Here is a 19267-nt window from a genome sequence, read left to right as displayed (position 1 = left end):
AACGAGACAGTCTTGCACTATTCCTTCAGCTCTATTGTTGTGCGTTAACTAATTCATTGCGCATTCTTTTAATTAATTCTCTACATCCAAAAACATTGAAAATAAATCACCATCTTCAAAAAGATTCTTTTGTGCTTGATCATAACTATAAGCATACTCAATTACATATGATTCAAGCATTTGTATGAAAGTCAATTTGCAATACATTCCATCACGTGAAAAAACTACGGTATTATTGATTAGTACTTTCTCAAAATTTAATTCCTTAAGAAGTGATTCAAACCTTTTTTCCATTGACTCCACAACTCACCTCCATCATTTTATTTCAACATATCTCTCATTAATAACAACATTTCTATTATGTTTTCGTGCTTCATATTCCTCATTCCGTGTTCCTTAATCAAACTATGGGCATATGTCCATTCATCCGCGTCAATTAATGTATTAATTTCACCTAACAGCTCTATTCTAGTTTTTTCGGATTCAGTACTTTTATAAAAACTAAGTAAATCTTTCAAATCAGAGTAATCAGCTGAAATGTTAAAATAACACTCCAAAAAATGCTTAAAATATTCGAAAGTTTGTGCTGACATAGAGACCTCCTCAAGTTTCACTTAAATATTGGGAACCCTGTCAATATTCTAAATCCGTACTCCATAGAAGAATCTTTCACTAATACAACCCTACTACTCCTTAAACCGTCTTGAATTTTCTTCGTTGCTTCTATAGCCCCTTTCCCAACAGGATACTTATGTGTGAACTCAAAAACTGTTGTAACTCGCGAATTCTGATCAGCCAGCCAATTTACGATGTTATCTGCATTATTTCTTAAATTTTCTTGAATTGCTAATGTTGCATGAGATTTGCTATAAAAACTAGTAGCATCGACCCCTTCTTGAATCGCTCTTTTTATAAGCTCTTGGTTAGTCATTGATACATGCTTAGCTACCAGGTGACCACCCGATTTTTCCATTTTATCCAAAATATCTATACCAATTCTTCTTAAAGAATTGCTAGAAACAACTTTGGTCGAACTGCTTAGGATTTTGCCAGACATGCCAAAGTTTATTCCAAGTGGCATTAATTCATCAGCTTGTTCCTTAGGAGATAAACTGTCAAATTGTGCTCGATGGGCGTCAGCATAATCCATCATCTTCTGCCACCAATTACGTTCCTCACCAGTTCCACCGGTTCCTTCTATGGCATCATGTCCGCTCGGATCAACAAACCTCAACGGATTATTATGCGTATACGTATACCGATTCATCGACAATGGATTATCCACTTGCCCTTTATACGTATCCTCCGAGATAAACCTCCCTATCTTCGGATCATAATACCGGGCACGCAGGTAGTAAAACCCGCTCTCCTTGTCAAACATCTCCCCCGCATACGTAAACGGGCTAGACATCGTCTCCTTGACCTTATCCGCGATCAAGTTACCCCAAATGTCATAGTCATACGTATTCAGGACGTTGCCGTTCGGGTCTTTGAGCTTAACAACATCCCCGTGGCTGTTGTAATAGTAGGTACCTTCAAGATTCGCCGCGTAGTCTTTCCTCCAAATCAACTGGTTACCAAACACATTCCGCGCTTTGACCCTGCCATCCTGCGTGAGCTCTTCAATGACTTGCCCATTCAGGTAAACGTAATTGGTCGTATCCGTCACACTACCAGTCTGTTGCTTCGTCGCCCGCAGTCCACCTGGATAATACGTGTACGTCGTCGTCCCTTTCTCGTCCTTATACTCCTGCAAACGATTAAATAAATCGTGCTTCATTTCATAGGAGCTTAAGATATTACCAGGAGCATTGGCATACACTTGGCGGTTGCCGCGCTTATCATAGGCATACTGCTTAACGTTTCCTTCCACCGATTCTTCCTTGATCCGGGAAAGCTTGTCGTACACAAACAATCCATAATTCGTACCGGAGCGCTTTTGACTAGTGATATTGCCAAACAGATCGTAGCCATTAGTCTCGTTCCAGCCGTCTGCGTGATTCAAGGCTGTTTTTTCACCGAATGAGCTGACCGATTGCTGCATCGCTGTCGGTTGTCCCGGATACGATACAGCATTGGTTTCACCTGTGTTGCTGATATCGTACGTGTACGTGGTCGTTCCGACTCCTGGAATCGCCACCGAATTCAATCTGTTCGCGTTGTCATAGGTGTACCCGACACTAAGAGATGGGGCAGAACCAGATACCGCACTTCGTGCAGGGTATACAAGTGTATCTACCGAATCGTCATTGTCTGAATAAAGAAGCTGGTAGTCTTTGCCCATCATCGTCTGGCGATTCTTCCGATGGAATCCATCGTAGCCATAGCTGATAGAGTTTCCTGTGTGGTTATTTTCGCTCAAAAGCAGACCAGACTGTGGATCGTACACGCGCTCTTCATAGAAGGCTGTACCAGAAGAAACTTTCGTCAGTTCATGGAAAGGCGAATAGTCGTAGTTGAACGTGACGCCGTTTTTGTCCTTGTAGCTCTTCACAAGACCGCTTTTATCGTAGGTGTACGTCTCTGCTCTCGTTTCCGGATTCTTCTCGGAGAGCTTCCATGCCAAACTATTGTAGGTATATTCTGCCGTAGTCGTGCCATTTTCCAGAACACTGGTGAGATTGCCTAGCGTATCGTAGCCATACACGTTTACGTTATTTTCCGGGTCCTGCAAATATACGAGATTGTCGTTATGATCGAAGCGCATACTCCACGCTTGGGAAGTCTTGCCGTCAGAGATTTCTTTATGGGTTACTTTCCCGAATCGATCAGTCTGATAGTTTGTCTCGCGATGGTGACTGCCACTTTGGGTCGTCTCCTCTGTGCTCTCCACTCTTCCATACAAGTCGCGATAGGTGGTTACGATGAGCCCATTGGGAGAGAGCGTTTGTTCCGTCAAGCGCGGCAAATATTTCGATCCATCCGAGTAGGCATTGTTTCGATGATTCTTGGTAGTTCCAAGTGCATTCGTCGTTTGATACAAAAAGCCATCCCAGTCATACAGATACGAGGTGCTTTCCCCCTGCTTCCCAAAAGGAACCATGCGGCTAACCTCTAACCCATCCGGCGTGAACTCGTTTTCTACCAAGGGACGTTTCGTACCTGTTGTGCCTACCTGCTCTTGATAGGCCGTATCTCCATATGGGGTGTAGTAGGTGATGAGCTTCGATGAATCCGGTGCAATTTTCTCCACGATGCCCGGTCCCTCTGTCGTCGCCCCAGAAGCTTCGCCGTCCCGATAGACATACGTAATGCTTCGTTTTGCGCCTTGATTATGAAAAGTCTCCGAAAGAGGTCTTCCTAACTCATCGTATTCATAGGTAGCCTTGCTTCCGTTCGGATAGGTCTGACTTTTGATTTGGCCTTTGTCATCGATTTCGTAGGAAAAATTCAGCACATCCGATTTTCCGCTTTCCAGCTCCACTCCGGCGAGTGCGATCTGCGTAGGCTGAATTCCGTATTGATCATAAGCGGTAAAGGTCTGCGTCCGTGTTTTTCCTCCGCCAAAGTTCTCCGTTATCGAATAAAGCTGTTTGTTTGTGTACTCGTAGGTCCGTTCAACCGATTGACTCTTGGGTGTATTGATTAAATTGGCAGGGAACGAGTTGATCTCCGTTTCCTTCCGAAGCAAATATTGATCGTTGTACTCAAAGGTGGTATTCGAATAGTAAGGATCACCGGATGCTGTCGTAGATTGCGTTCGGGCTGCCTTCAATACGGAGAAGGTCCGGAAGCCCCATGGATTCAGCGCCACCTCATCATATGTCCATGTACTCATAATCCCGTCTGGCGCAATCTGCTTGATCAGTTGTCCATAATGGTTGTATTCCAAATACGTCTCTTGTGCGTAATTGTTGATCTTGGCAGCATACTGAGCACGCTTGGAAACATTCGGGTCTTTCAGGTAGTGATTGTACACATCCAGATCGCTAACGGACGAAGTCGGTTCGAGAAAAACGTACTGATACGTCGGCTTTGTATTCCGCCCGGAGTAGGCGTAGGTCGTGTAGGTAGTGGGATTATACTCGACCCGGTACTTCGCGCCAGATACATTTGTTCCGCCTTTACTAATGCCTGTCGTTTTCTCACTTCTCAGCAAAGGATTTCCGTCTTGATTGACCTTGTAAATGGAATTCTTCGTGTAACGGGATGCCTCTGATTCGGTGACATGAATGGTATCCCCATGTCGATCCGCAAAATTCTTCAATCTGGGCAGCTTTTCCTTTGGCACCTTCCATACCTCACGGAAATTGCCGTTATCTGTATAGCTCTTTTCCAGCTTATACGTATTTGTACCGCTCGGTGTTTTCTGTGTATAGCTGTACGATACTTTATTGACAGGATGGTAGGATACATAGCTCAAGGCATGCTTGTCTTGAAAAATTCGTACGAGTCCGTCATTGAAGGTAGTTTGACCTAATTGATAGGGGCGGTAATCGTAATTGATTTTTAAGCCCTGCAAGGGATAAAACGCTTCTTGCATGAGCAAGTAATCGATTTCCGAGCGTTTCGCTACATCGGACTCCCAGAACTTCGCTGAATCCTGTAGGGCTTGATCTGTAGGCAGCTTTTCCAGCGTATAGTTTTTGTTTAAATTGAAATAGGCAATGCCCTTTGTTTTGGGATCATGATAGGCATACCGGGCCACTGTATATGCGCTGCTTCCGCTCCCTGCTGTCGGCAGGACTTCTACGCGAACAAGCTGATGGTAACCGCTCAATGCGAGCTTTCGTTCAAAATGGTAGCGAATGTGCTTGAGTACGGTGGTCTCTGTCTTGTCTTTGTAGACAATCAAATCCTGCGTGGTGTCGTTTTGCTTTCGTTTCAGCACCACATAACGGCCGACACTGTCTTCTATGCTCACCGGCTCTCCATCGCTATTCAGGTTGTACTTGATCGTGTCCCCATAAATATTGGATTTGACGACCGTTCCCAACGTGACATCAAACTCGTACTTCAAATTGCGGTAATGCAGCGTGTACTTCCGATTCACATCGTCAATCGTGAAGAAGATGTCTTGATACGGATAATTCACAAACTTGTTGAACCGGTATTCTAAAGATGTGCCGTCCTCTAAAGTAATGTAATACCGATTACTCGATGGATCTTTGTCTACTTTGGTAGAGTAAATTTGTTGACCTGGATTATAGGGGTCGTCCCTTACCGTTACGGCCTGCTCCCGGGTGACAATATCCAATCTGGGCATATTAAAATCCCAGCCGGTTGCAAATTTCTCATTGGACTTCAGTGCTTCATTCTTGGAAAAGTCCTCATCCCAGCTTGGCGCACTGATTTTACTGCTCAGGGAGTGGTATCTGCGTTTTATGTCCAGATCCAGTCCATGCTTTCCTGGCAAGTAGAGATCTTGCTCGACCAGGTTCGCAGCACGGTATAGATCATCGACGGATTGCTCTGTTTTTGAACGAGCAAAACGAAACTCCTGATCCTTTTCGGTGTATTTTACCGGGGGTGGAGTAGTGGATTGGACCTCCATCTGTTCTTCCAGTTGTTTCAATTCATTGATTTTAGATAAAACGAGAGGAGTTAACCGCTGCAAGAGGTCTTTGCTTTCCTGACTCAGATTCTCGAATTGGGTGATAATCTGCTCAGAGGAAAGACGTTTGACTTCTTCTTGTTCTTCTGCTGTTAGTAATTGCAGCAGCTCGGAATAGAAATAGGCTGCGAATTTTAACAATGCTCTGTCAAAACTGCGATGAATGTCAAAAACAGTGTCAGTCTCTAGCTGCGTCCATGTAAGCGAAGAAATATCCGTTTCCGTGTACTCGATTGGATTTTTTACTTCTCCTTTGTCATTGGTGATTGACTCGCCCATGGATTGTTGAATCTCTTCGATTGCCGTGTCTGGTGTTACTGCTTTCTCACCTGAGGTTACATGAGAGATGGACACGGGGGAGGATTCATTTGCGAACGTCGTTCCAAGCGGCAACATTGTCGTGCATAATGCAAGGCAAAGCACAACGATCATGAGTGATTTTATGGAAAAATGTTTCATAATGCCTCCGTTAGAGATATTCGTCCCCCCATGATGCGACGGGGGGACTGCATGAACATGGATTAGGGTACAACCGTAATCGTTATTATTTTAAACTGTCCGCCGTAAAACACCCTGGCCTCTGTTGTTCCAGGATTCATCCCATGCACAACACCTTTCACGATAAATCCAACCCGAGAATCTACTACCGAGTAAAGGCCTTGTGTTGTTACATCCAGCGTACTGCCGTCCTCCAGTGTTGCTGTGACCTTAATCGGTCGCGTGCTACCAGCTCGTACCTCCACCTTCTCCTGATCCACATGTAGTACGGTTCCTTTTGGTGGAAGCGTCACTGCATGCTTGACACTTTTTAACATGTTTCCATTTTCATCATGAATGAAGGTGACGGATTCTACGCCATTTTCTTTAATCGCCTTAATCCGATTGTTTTGATCGTAAACGTACTCATAAAGAGTCCCACCAGGGAGGGGAGCAAAAACGGTAAAGGAAACACTCACTGGATCACTCTCGGTATTGCTCAATTTGATCGTGTAGCTGCCCATCCCCAGCTCATAATTGATTTCTGAAGGAGTTGGCGTTTCTTTTGGTGTTACGGCATTTCCATTGGACAGTACCGTGACAACCGGATATTTATTTGTTTGGTTTTTCAATTGTGTCATCATACGATACTTGCCAGGAATGGTTGTATTCATGATCATCTCTACTGTTTGACCGGGCTGAAGCGTAATTTCCTTTGGTTGGTTGAAGGTAAAAGCCTCTCCCCCTGGCTTTGCCAGAAGCGTAGCGTAAATAGAATCATTAGCGACAATTTTTACATAATAGGTTTTTCCTGCAACAAACACGGGGTTGACTCTTCCATTCGCTCCCGCCGCAATCTCCTCATGTGCCTGCAAGCTGGCCGCTTTATAGACGGAGATAGTTGCATTTGCTGGTAAACCCGAATCGTTGTTTAACGTGAATGAATACGCTCCATTTGTTCCGGCAACGATTATCATGTATTTCGCCTCATTTGCAGGGAAATACATCCGCACCGGGCTGTTCTCGACCATTCCATTAAAATTGCTTTCTGCTGGTTTCGTTTCAACCGTAATCGAACTGCTGTAACTGCTAATCCCGGCTGAAGTATACGCCCAAAGTTTGATGGTATACACACGCGCAGGCTGAAGGCCCGTGATCGTATGGCTGGTAACATCGCCCACTTTTTTGATACCACCGCCATCGATCTGGATGCCGTAGTCAATGGCACCTACAGACGGACTCCAATAGATTTTGAGTGAATTGGTTTCTGCCTCTGCGTTAACGATGCTTGGTGCATCCGGCTTGTCTTCCACCGTTAAGCTTCCGTAGTAATAGACTACAGTCGGATCTGTCACCTGGATATTTTCATACGTGCCCGATCCGATTTCCCTCCCCGTCCAATTCAGCTCCCACTGACCGGTTGTTCCTGTTGTTGTGAATTTTTTGGCGGAATGAGAGGAGGACACTTTGGCTTCAATCGTTTCTCCAGAAGTAAGCTTCGTGTATGTTCCATCCAATATAAAGATGTCATCAAGGTCCATCACTCTCTTGGCAACCGGCGTGTAGATCACGATTTTCGGAAGTGCTTCTTCCAGTCGAACGGAATAGTTAACCGCTGGTGTCCAAGCTCCCCGGTTATCCTGCGCCTGCACTGTCCAGTAAATGGTCTGGTGCAGCATCTCTTTTGCAAGGGGGAAGGAGTACCTGCTCACAACTTGTCTGTTCTGGGAAGCCTCCGGGATCAGCTCCTCTTTTTCACCAAGCTCGTTTCCACCTGGTGTGAAACCTACTCGTAATTTTGTCGAAACGATTTTGTCCGTGACATCATTTTCATTGAGTGTATAGTTGATGGTTCCTGTAAGCCCTCTGTCCAAGGTGACAAACTCCGTACTGGATACGACCGGTGCTTGATTGGCAGCCAGAACACTGAAATTCAACTTCGCAGTGCCGCCATAAACATAAGCAGGCGTCTTCGGCATAATCGAGCGAATTCGTGCTTCCACTCGGGCATTTTTCTCTATCACACTTGTATCAAAAACGTAGGAACGTGCTGTGCCTGTCAATTTTTCGCGGATCGTTGAGGTGACATGCCCACCTTCGCTAATATAAATGAGCAATTCTTGCGATTCGATTTTACTGGAGTGCCCACCGTAGCTTGCGTAATCCCAAGTCAGTGAAACCTTTTCTCCTTTTGAAATTTCGGTTCCATCCTTCGGAGATGTCCACTTTGCGACAACCACAATGTCTTCCTTTTCGGCTTGCGCTCTCATGTCCAAAGTGAAGTCTACTTTTTCACTGAGTGATCTTCCTGATTTTTGATCGACTGCCCAGACCCGAAGAGAATACAAAACATCCGGCTTTAGGTGATGGGTGGGTAGGTTGAACAAAAATGGTTGGTGCTTTTCCGAAGCCGTAAATCTCGTCAACTCTTGTGGATCTTCATCATCCAGCTGGTACCAAATGTTTACCTGATCTCCTATATTCGGGTCCATGGCAAAACCTGATATCGCGACAACATCTTTGCCATCAACGATAGAGACTGCTGCTCCCACAGCGGGAGAGGTCAAATAAATTTGGGGAGACGCATTATCGTTAACGGCGTTGCTCACGTACGTAATTTCAGGTGTCCATTTAAGTAAATCCCCGAGGCTGCTTTCTTTTTGATCCACTTGAAACAAGAGCGCATCTCCTTGCTCTACCTCAAGTTCTTCTTGAATTTCCACACCAATTTCATCGTTGAATTCGATAGATTGCCAGCCAGTGGACGGCCAAATTTGTTCATCGTTTTTCAGCAATCGGACGTTTACCCCATCGCCCTCATCGATTTGAATTTTGGAAATCCAACCGCTAACCTGTATTTTTCCTGATCGTGGCGCTTCCCATTTGATGACAGGGTTTGAGCTGCCAACTCTTATCCATGTATTCCCGATGGCCGTATCGTGATGACTCTTCCATTCTTCTGTTTGCTTGTTCCACGTCAAATCAGCATGACGATCCCCTGACACCTCTTGGTAAGACCAATTGTCCTTGCCCTGCTGATCTGAAAATTGCAGCCAATAGGTGTATTTGTCGTGAATCGGCTTCACAATCGTGATCGCCTTTTCCATGCTGGTCTGTTTCCCGTCTTTTTCCGTAACCACTACAGTCAGCTGATGCTGTCCCAAGTCCAGATCATTCACTTCCAAAAGATACGAAAAACCTGGTTTTACAGGAGGTGCCTCTGGGTACATTCGCAAAATATCCGGGCGATCCAGTCCATATTTCGCCTCACCCAACGCAACGCCATCCATTAACACTTCGATTTTTTCCACTTCACCGGAGGTCATGAACCAGCCTGTTAGGTTATAGCTTCCACTAATCTGTTCATTCTCTCCTGGAGCATCAATCGCACCTGTCGCCATCAAAGCGCCGCCCTTCACATGAACAGGCACTTGCTGAACAATGCCAGCATAAGTGACGGACAGAACGGTATTCCCTGGCGCTAGACCCGTTATCACACCAGTAGCGTCTACTTTTGCAATGGCTGGGTCTTGAATCGCGTAGGTGACTGCGCCTGTTACGTCCTTCGTACTCTTGTCCCGATAAGAGGCAACCACAGTGAGAGAAACGGTCTTTTCTTTCTCAAGATCAATTTTGGGGAGATTGGTAGTAATCCCTGTTACGGGGCCAACTGTTACTTCTTTATCGAAGACGAGACTTTCTACTCCCTTTTTGTTGGTTACTCGTACAGTTATTTTGTGCTCGCCTTCATTGAAGCTCATTGTATGGAGCAGATACTGAAATCCTGCATTTGGATTCTCATAGCGTGGATACAGGGCGAAAATGTCAGGACGAGGTCCGCCATATACGGCTGTTCCTTGTAGCTGCCCATCCACCAACACTTCTATTTTGGCTACACCATCGGGATCAAGCAGCCATCCCTGAATCGTTGTGGTTCCTCCAATTTCTGCTTTGTCTATCGGAATGTCGATCTGTCCTTTTGCAACCAGTGGGCCAGAATCTGTTTCCGTCACAACCACTGGAATGGTTAGGGTCTGACCTCCATAACTGACAACAATCTTGGTCATTCCTACTTCGAGTCCTGTGACGATCCCCAGTGGACTCACGTGGATCACATTGGCATTCTCGTACGAATATATGGCATGCGCAGTCACATCTCTTGGACTTTGACCAGCGGTAGTTGCGGTAATTTGTAGCTTCTGCATCGACGATTTTGCCAAGCTAATGCCCGATTCCGTATGCTTCAAACTATCCGCCGCAGCTACTTCTCCAACCACGAAGCTTTTCTCTGGCAACGGGTACTGTTTTCCTTCGCTATCCGTCACTACAACAGTCACCGTGTGATGGCCGGATTGCAACTCGGACAAATCCACCGTATAGCTGAATCCAGCATGCGTATTCTTATAGTCTGGATGCAGCAGGGCAATGTCAGGTCGTGCTATTCCTGAATTGGCTTGTCCGACTTCTTTTCCATCAAGGACGACCTGATAACGAGTAGGCGTAGAAGGATGCAAAAACCAGCCCGCTATCGTATACGTTCCATTGATAATCGCGTCATTTGCTGGCGTTTCTATTTCGCCGATTGCCTTTCGTACTTCTGCTGCTGTAATGACGATTGGTATCTTGATATTCTGATTTCCGTATTTGATCGTAAGACTCGTATTGCCCTGCGCCAGAGCCGTAACTACGCCGTCTGGACTCACTTTTGCAACAGATGGATCTTCTACGGTATATATGGCTAGCCTGGTCACATCCTGCTTGCTCTGATCCTCCAATTCTGCTTTGACAGTGAGTGGATGTGTCTTTCCTTGAGAAAGCTGCAACTCGGTGATATCTACGTGCAATCCGATGGCCGGGAGTAATTCAACCATCTGTACGGTTCTTGACCCCAGCATCGTTTGATTGCCATCCTTGGCTGTTCCGCGAACAGAAATAGTATGCTTTCCTTTCTGGAAAAGGCCTGTGTCGAGGCTGTAATGAAATCCAACGTTGCTACCCGGTAAAGAAATATCCGTAATCTCGATTTCGGGACGCGGAACTCCATACGTGGCTTCCCCGATTACAACGCCATCCACCAACACCTCAATGCTCGAGACGCCGCTTGAGGCGATAAACCAGCCTATTACAGGGTAGACTCCGCTAATCGTCGCATTGTCGAGAGGACTGTCCAATCCCCCTTGGGACACTCCAGCAGCAGCTTTTACCGAGATCGGTATCGTCAGCACTTGTCCCTGGTAGTCGACAATCACCGTGGTCTGTCCGATCCGAAGACCCGTGAGTATTCCGTGATTGGAGATGCTGGCAACTGTAGAATCCTCGAGGGTGTACTTCACTTCTCTAGTTACATCTCTGATTTGGTCATTTTCCAAAACAGCCGAAACGGTAAGCTGCTGTGTATTCCCTTGTGATAGTTCGACCTTGCTTACATTTGCAGCTATACTCTTGGCTGGTTGTGCACGCTCGATAGACACGGGACGTTCTGCCAGGACTTGCTCTTTGCCTTCCTGATTAACAGCCATCACCGTAATGGTGTGCTGCCCTTCCGTCATTTGGGCTGTATCCAAAAAATACTGAAAACCAGAACTAGCATTTTGATAAGCCGGGTACGCCTTCGCGATATCCGGTCGCGATTGCCCGTAAAGAGCTTCCCCGACCAATTTCCCATCTGCATGAACCTCGATCTTTGCTACACCTGCCGGATCTAAATACCAGCCTTTAATGAGAGAGGCTCCCGTCATTGTAGAGTGATCGGCTGGACTCTCTACTTCCCAACGCGGTATGAGCGCGATTTTTTCCTGGATCGTGACAGGAATCGTGATGGTTTGTCCTTCATAGCGAATCGTCACACTCGCTGTTCCCATTCCTGTTGCTTTTACGAAACCAGTTGGAGATACCGTTACGATATTTTCATCCGAAGAAGTGTATTCAGCCAGCATCGTTACATCTTTTAGCGTTTTATCTTCGAGAATCGTAGAAACAACGAGCTGATGCGTATTCTCGGCCGTTAGTTCCAGCTTGGAAACATCTGCATGAAGGCCCTCTACCGGCTGTTTATTGCCAATATAGAACGTATTTCCTTCGATAACTGTCTGCTCACCATTCTTGTTTTGAATGGCAAGCGTAATTGTATGCAAACCTACACTCATTTCTCTCGTATCCAGGTTAAAATGAAAACCTGCGTTTCCATTTTGATACGCTGGATACTTGGCCTCAATATCGGGTCTGGGGTCACCATAGGTTGCCTCCCCAACCTTTATGCCATCAACCATGATACTGATTTGGGACACGCCTGCGGGATTTAGGTACCATCCCTTCAGCTCATACGCACCGACAATTAATTCACCATTTTCTGGCTTATCAAGACCGCCACGTGGGGTCAAAGCTACATTTTCACTAACCACTACCGGGATTTCGATCGTCTTGTCTTCAAACGTTACGACCAATCGCGTCTCACCAATGCCAGTCGCAGTCACCAGTCCTGTTGGCTTTACTGTCGCGATTTTTTCATCGTTACTGACATATTTCGCTTCCTCGGTAATGTCTTTGGTCGTGTCATCTGTCAGCTTCGCCTTGATCTTCAATGGATAGCTTTGCCCTACGGAAATAGCCAGCTCGTTAGGAGAAGATTCAATCGCCTGAATCCCGAGAGTATCTGTATTCCCTAACTCCAAAGCTTTTTCCAGGTTCACCAGCCCTTTGCCATAAAAACGTGGCTCCCCAAGAGGTGTTGCACTCTCGACCAAAATATCCCGGACTTCATCGTTGGTTGCCTTTCCCTTCTTCGACCAAATGACGGCTGCGGCACCAGCCACGTGAGGAGCAGCTAAAGAAGTACCCGAGCGCAATTCATATCCTTTGTGAAGGGAAGTGCTTAAAATGTCCACGCCCGGAGCCATCAGGTCCAAACCCGCTCCTACACTGGAGGTATCAGCACGCTGGTTATCCCGATCAACGGAACCTACCGACAACGTTTCGGGATATTGTGCCGGGAACAATTGGGTATCCTCCCCAAGACCTCGGTTGCCCGCTGCTGCAATGACCAGAATTCCATGCTCATTTGCTCTTTTTATCTGGTCATGCAATGCGCGACTGTCCACGGCCCCACCCGCACTGATCGAGACGATATTCATGCCATTTTGGATGGCCCATTCTATTCCCTGAATCATACTCGAATACTTGCCATGACCATTTTCATCAAGAACTTTAATCGAATAGATTTCCGCTTCGGGTGCGACTCCTACAATTCCAAGATGATTGTCTTTACCGGCAATCACCCCAGCCACAGCGGTACCATGACCGTGGGCATCATCATAATCAGGTTCACCTTCTACATAGGAAATGCCGCCACTCACTTTCAAATCTTCATGACGAGAAATGCCTGTATCCAAAATTCCTATCTTCACATTTTTACCTACGTAATTTTTGCTATGGGCCTGAAGTGCTCCTACGTGCTCGACTCCCCAAGGGATCTCCTGTTTTTCTGCCAGGTCGATCTCTGCCAACTCAGTGTCACTATCTTCCTCCATGTACGCTACATTTGGATCTTGAGATAATTCCTCCCTCTCGCTTTCAGTTAAGGTAGCTACCATAATTTTGGAGCTGAGTTGTTGCACAGATGTTCCTTGAATAGCGCTCCTTTTTGTTCGTTTACTGTCTTTGAAACCAATCAAGTATGTTTTGCTTTTTTCCGTTGCACGCACCTGCTCAGGAACCATTTGCAAAAACAGTAAAGAGAGTAGGATAAATACGTTACAAATACTAATGGAACGGATGAATGTACTGTTCATCTCTAAGACTCCCTCCCCCATACCGATTCAAAACCGCAAGAAAATAAGTACAGGTAAAATTATTGAAATATTCCTTAAACACACAATTTGAATTATAATGAATTCCTTATATTGGATCAACAGGAAATAAAGACAAAAAAAGACGTTCTTAGACAAGAACGCCTTTCTCTTTTCCTTATTTATCCCCTCATCTGTCCCGCAATCGTCAAATGCGCCTCACCCGCTACACGAATAACAGGCTCCTCTCCAGATCGATCAACCGTTACATACAGCTTTCCTGGCCGACCAATCGCATGTCCTTGCCCTATGACGAGTTGCGTTACTTTGCCAGCAGGAATCAACTCTTCCAATGCCAGATAGCCAGCCAGTGCCCCGTTTGCAGCACCTGTTACCGGATCTTCCGCAATCCCAATCGCAGGCGCAAAATCCCTCGTATACAAGTCATAGCCTTCAGGAGCATCCCACGTAAACAAATGGGTGGTTGTGATGCCGTGTTCCCTGTTCATTTCTGCCAGCGAAGAAAGCAATGGCTGCGCTGCATCGATTGCCTGACGAGTGCGAACCGGAACGAGCAGATGCCTATTGCCAGTGGAAGCGAGCTTCATCGGATAGCGATCATCCAGATCGGGCAATGTTATGCCAACCAGCCTCGCTACCTCTTCGCTGTCTAATTCAATCTCCTGCACAGAAGGCTTGATTTGGGTCATTTCCACTCGCTGTAACTGGCCATCCTCCTTCACCAATTGAACAGGAATCAAACCGACGTTTGTCTCAAACACGATACGGCTACCCTTTTCCAACCATCCGCGTTCTGTCGCCAATATCCAAGCAGAACCCACTGTCGCATGGCCGCAGAAATCGATCTCAACCGAAGGAGAAAAGTAGCGAATGCGAAAATCTGCTCCTGGATGGTCGGATGGCATCAAAAAGGCAGACTCAGGAAGATTCAACTCATTGGCAATTTTCTGCATTTGTTGTAAAGTCAAAGTACCTGCTTCCGGGATGACGCCCGCGGGATTGCCTGCAAACGGCTCTTTCGTAAACGCGTCCACATGATATACGCTCACATGATTCATGGTTGTTTCTCTCCTTTTCTTAAACGAATGCTTCTCTTGCTTTTCATCATAAAATGAGGCAACCGCGCTGTAAAATGAAGCTTTCGCATACCAACCATGATAAAAACTTCATGAAAGGAGAGCTCCATGACTTTGTTTCAAATGGAAGTCCTTGTGGCTGTCACCAACACTGGCAACTTCACACGAGCAGGAGAGCAAATCGGTTTAAGCCAGTCGGGTGTCAGTCATACGATCGGCGCACTGGAGAAAGAGCTCGGCATATCCTTGTTCACCCGCAATCGCAGCGGTGTTAAGCTGACCGCAGCTGGCGAAAAAATCGTCGCCTCTGCCCGGACGATATTGGAAAACGTCTCACTGATTAAACAGGTGGCTGCCGAATCAAACGAGCATGTGGAGGCAACGCTCCGGATTGCTTCTTTTCCCAGCATAACTGCTCAGATCCTGCCAAAATTGCTAAAGTCGGTAGAAAGTCACTATCCGCATATGCAAACAAAGCTATATGAAGGAAGCTATCAAGAAATAAAAGAATGGATTGTCTCGGGGGTTGTCGATGTCGGTTTTCATGTGTGGCCCGATGACGAGCTGGAGGGAATTTTGCTAACGACAGACGCCCTGCAGGCTGTCGTGCCAGCCAATCATCCCCTGGCAAAAGAGCCCGCGCTGACCTTGGAGCAATTAGCCCGCGAATCGTTTCTCATGCCCATGGCGGGCTGTCACTTGTTGATTGGCGCGGAATTTGCCAAGGCTGGGCTTACACCAAATGTTTCCTATGAAGTCGCTGATAATACAACGATCTTGGCCATGGTAGAAAGCGGTGTTGGGGTGACAGTCGTTCCGTCACTGACTCTACCAGCGCAACTACCCGATGTCGCTGTCATACCAATCACGCCGCCTCTCTCTCGGCAAATCGGCTTGGCTGTACGTTCGCTTCGTGAAGCCCCACCTGCCGTTCAAGCCTTTTTGCGGGAAGCAGAGAGCATTGCACCCACACTATAAAAAGGACGTGCTTCTTCGTTGAAAAAATGGCTCATTCTCCTACTCGCTCTCTCCGTGATCTGCAGTGTGATTTTAGGGATTACCATACAAGCCGATACGTTGGTGCCATTGATTAACCAGAGCTTTTTAATCGGGCTTTTCCTGTTGATCGCAGGGAGTATTGCCGTCGTGACACGTTCTGGATTTTTCACGATTTTTCTGCGTGGCTTCAAGCAACTGAAAGGGATGTTTTTCCGCAAACCTCGCATGATGGACAGTGATATCGTTCAAGCTAACGACCTTGCTTTCGAGGAAAAAAAAGAGTCGTTCGTACGAATCGGAACCTCGCTTTTTCTCACGTCGGGCACTGGGCTGATTGTCTTCTCGATCGTTCTAACCTGTTTCTACTATCTTTAATCTCAAAAAAGGGCTGTCCCACCGAGCGGGAACAGCCCTTCTTCCTCTCTTACGACTCTATCAAATGACAAGCCACCCAATGCCCGGGTTGTGCCTCCTGCCACCTCGGCACTTCTTCCGCACAACGAGGTTGTACGAGTGGGCAGCGTGTACGAAAACCGCAGCCACTCGGCTTGTTGGCTGGACTTGGCAAATCTCCCTGCAAAACGATACGCTCTCGCTTTACCGTCGGGTCCGGCACTGGCACAGAAGAGAGCAAAGCCTGCGTATACGGGTGCAACGGACGAGCGTACAGCTCATAGCTCGACGCCAGCTCGACCATTTTGCCCAAATACATGACGCCAATCCGGTTGGAAATATGTTTGACCATGGACAGATCATGCGCGATGAACAAATAGGTCAATCCGCGATCATGCTGCAAATCCTCCAATAAATTGACGACTTGTGCTTGAATCGAGACGTCGAGTGCAGAGATCGGCTCGTCGGCAATAATAAATTCCGGCTCTACTGCCAACGCCCGCGCGATTCCGATCCGTTGGCGCTGTCCCCCACTGAATTCATGCGGAAAACGCTGCGCATGGTCCTTATGCAAACCCACTAGATGGAGCAGTTCCGCCACACGCTCTCGTCTCATTCCGCGATTCAGATGGTGGATGTCCAAGCCCTCTGCAATAATATCCTCCACGGTCATACGCGGGTTCAGACTTGCTTGCGGGTCCTGGAAAATCATCTGGGCATCCCGGTTGAACTGCCCCGCTTCTTTTCCCCGAAGCTGATGAACATTCTTCCCTTTGAACAGCACTTCGCCATCTGTATGGTCATACAGGCGAATAATCGTCCGGCCTAGTGTAGACTTCCCGCAGCCACTTTCGCCGACCAGACCGAAAGTCTCCCCTTTGTTGATCGTAAACGAAACACCATCAACTGCTTTCAAATCAAATCCCGTTCCAAGTGAAAAATACTTTTTCAAATCGCGAACATCAAGCAAAGCCTCTGTCATACTCCCTGCCTCCCTGCTGCCACCAGCTCCTCTATTCGCGGTGCCCGTGGATCGTGAAGCCAACAAGCAGCCTGATGTCCACGACCGAATTCGCTCGTTACGGGCATCTGCTGTTCGCATATCTCCATCGCAAAATCACAACGTGCAGCAAACGGACAGCCGACTGGGGGATTGAACAAATCTGGAGGACTGCCTTCGATGGGAATCAGCCGTTGCTTTTCGCCTTCATCCAGCCGTGGAAGAGAACGCATGAGTCCCCATGTATACGGGTGACGAGGACTTGCAAAAACGTCCTCAACCGTACCCGTCTCTACAACTATCCCCGCATACATGACAACCATGCGATGAGCAATCTCCGCTACGACTCCCAAATCATGCGTAATAATCACAACAGATAACTCCTGTTCCTCTTGCAATCGCTTGAGCAAATCCAAAATCTGCGCCTGAATCGTCACATCCAGTGCTGTCGTCGGCTCATCAGCAATCACCAGCTTGGGTTGGCAAGCAAGAGCAATCGCAATGACCACACGCTGACGCATCCCTCCGCTGAATTGGTGCGGGTACTGATCGATTCGCTTTTCCGGATCGGGTATTCCTACGAGTGAAAGCATCTCAATCGCTCGCTTTCTCGCTTCCTCTCTCGATACTTGATGACTGCGAACGAACCCCTCTACGATTTGTGCCCCTACCTTCATCGTCGGATTGAGCGCCGTCATCGGGTCTTGAAACACCATGCCGATCTGCGTTCCGCGAATACCGAGCAGCTCTTTTTTGGGCAAGTGACTGATCTCCGTTCCTTCAAATACAACCTTGCCCCCGACGATTTTTCCAGGTGGGTTAGGGATTAATCCCATAATCGCTTGAGCTGTAACGCTCTTGCCACATCCACTCTCCCCTACGATGGCAACAGTCTCCCCTTTATCCACGTAAAAGGACACACCGCGCACAGCTTGTACCTCGCCACCATATGTCTTGAAATTCACCCGCAAGTTATCGATTGTCAGCAAATGCTGATTCATCCTCATCCCCCCTGTCGTCTCTAATCGCGTAGACGCGGATCAAGCGCATCCTGCAAACCGTCGCCGAATACGTTAAAGGCGAACATCGTCAGCGAGATCATCAATGCCGGGAAAAACAGTCGCCACCAATCACCCGTCAAAATAACGCCCAAGCCATCGTTTGTCATCGTCCCCCAACTGGCGACGGGAGCTTGTACACCGAGTCCAAGAAAGCTGAGAAAAGATTCCGCAAAAATGGCCGATGGAATCGTAAAGGTCAGATTGACGATAATGACGCCAAATGTGTTGGGAATCAGATGCTTGAGCAAAATTCGTGAAAACTTCGCCCCCAGTACTTGGGCAGCCAGAATGAACTCTTGATTTTTCAATTGCAGGATTTGTCCGCGGACCAACCGCGCCATGCCGACCCAGCCCGTAGCAGACAGGGCAATAATAATCGTCAGCATTCCCGGCTCCATCACGACCATGAGCAAAATGACGACCAGCAAATACGGCAGCCCATACAAAACCTCGATAATACGCATGATGATCGTATCGATGCGATCCCCTCGTTTGCCTCGCCCTGCCATATAACCCGCAATTCCCCCGACTGTCACTCCGATAACCAGGTCGATGAATGCCGCGACAATGCCAATCGTCAAAGAAATCCTCGCCCCATACCACGTACGGGCAAACATGTCACGTCCCAGCTCATCCGTCCCGAACCAATGCTCTGCGGAAATTTCCTGATTTTTGGTCAGCAAGCTCTGGTCGGAATAACTATACGGCACGAGATTCGGTCCAATGATCGCCATGCCAACCAAAGCGAGAATAATGAAAAGGCCCAGCATAGCCAGCTTGTTTTTCAGCAGCTTCCGAACGACCTGCTGCCCATTGCTGAGACTGGGTCGTGCAATGACATTCGCCTGTATATTTTTCGCCAACGGGCGAAACAACGGGTCCACTTTGTGCTCCATCGCCAC

At 47.2% G+C, this 19267-nt stretch carries 10 protein-coding genes; 2 read left to right on the top strand and 8 right to left on the bottom strand.

All coding sequences use genetic code 11. The annotated features are described in order from the left end of the window. Positions 1–72: 72 nt before the first annotated feature. From FO446_RS09310 to FO446_RS09290, 5 genes are all read right to left on the bottom strand, one after another. Complete coding sequence (locus tag FO446_RS09310) at positions 73–303, bottom strand: hypothetical protein (protein ID WP_237900471.1); 231 nt, start codon at positions 301–303, stop codon at positions 73–75. A gap of 17 nt (positions 304–320) precedes the next feature. After that, positions 321–593 carry a hypothetical protein gene (locus tag FO446_RS09305; protein WP_237900469.1) on the bottom strand — a complete coding sequence of 91 codons (273 nt, stop codon included), beginning with the start codon at positions 591–593 and terminating at the stop codon, positions 321–323. A gap of 17 nt (positions 594–610) precedes the next feature. After that, positions 611–6013 (bottom strand): RHS repeat-associated core domain-containing protein, encoded by a 5403-nt coding sequence (locus FO446_RS09300; RefSeq protein WP_237900467.1) that lies wholly within the window; start codon positions 6011–6013, stop codon positions 611–613. Between the two features lie 62 nt (positions 6014–6075). After that, positions 6076–13818: a S8 family serine peptidase gene (locus FO446_RS09295; protein ID WP_237900465.1), complete on the bottom strand. Its 7743-nt coding sequence runs from the start codon at positions 13816–13818 to the stop codon at positions 6076–6078. 179 nt (positions 13819–13997) lie between these two features. Further along, a complete protein-coding gene (locus FO446_RS09290; RefSeq protein WP_173608529.1) occupies positions 13998–14894 on the bottom strand; it encodes a PhzF family phenazine biosynthesis protein in 897 nt (298 codons plus the stop codon). 126 nt (positions 14895–15020) lie between these two features. Between FO446_RS09290 and FO446_RS09285 the strand changes: the two genes are divergently transcribed. Both FO446_RS09285 and FO446_RS09280 read left to right on the top strand, forming a co-directional pair. Further along, positions 15021–15890: a LysR family transcriptional regulator gene (locus FO446_RS09285; RefSeq protein WP_237900463.1), complete on the top strand. Its 870-nt coding sequence runs from the start codon at positions 15021–15023 to the stop codon at positions 15888–15890. 18 nt (positions 15891–15908) lie between these two features. Continuing rightward, positions 15909–16286 (top strand): DUF3899 domain-containing protein, encoded by a 378-nt coding sequence (locus FO446_RS09280; RefSeq protein ID WP_173608531.1) that lies wholly within the window; start codon positions 15909–15911, stop codon positions 16284–16286. A gap of 49 nt (positions 16287–16335) precedes the next feature. On the opposite strand, the gene FO446_RS09275 is transcribed toward FO446_RS09280, so the two are convergent. Genes FO446_RS09275 through FO446_RS09265 form a run of 3 tightly spaced genes read right to left on the bottom strand, consistent with a single transcriptional unit; the run spans position 16336 to position 19261 of the window. Further along, positions 16336–17286: an ABC transporter ATP-binding protein gene (locus FO446_RS09275; RefSeq protein ID WP_173608532.1), complete on the bottom strand. Its 951-nt coding sequence runs from the start codon at positions 17284–17286 to the stop codon at positions 16336–16338. Beyond that, positions 17283–18305 (bottom strand): ABC transporter ATP-binding protein, encoded by a 1023-nt coding sequence (locus FO446_RS09270; protein ID WP_237900461.1) that lies wholly within the window; start codon positions 18303–18305, stop codon positions 17283–17285. Before FO446_RS09270 ends, FO446_RS09275 begins: the two co-directional genes overlap by 4 nt. Before the next feature lie 20 nt (positions 18306–18325). Then, positions 18326–19261, bottom strand: a complete 936-nt coding sequence (locus FO446_RS09265) for an ABC transporter permease (RefSeq protein ID WP_173609126.1) — start codon at positions 19259–19261, stop codon at positions 18326–18328. Positions 19262–19267 lie beyond the last annotated feature (6 nt).

Origin of the sequence: Brevibacillus brevis (assembly GCF_022026395.1) — a bacterium.
GTDB lineage: Bacteria > Bacillota > Bacilli > Brevibacillales > Brevibacillaceae > Brevibacillus.
The sequence above is the reverse complement of the archived record's forward strand: the minus strand, read 5'-3'. Positions and strand labels throughout refer to the sequence as shown.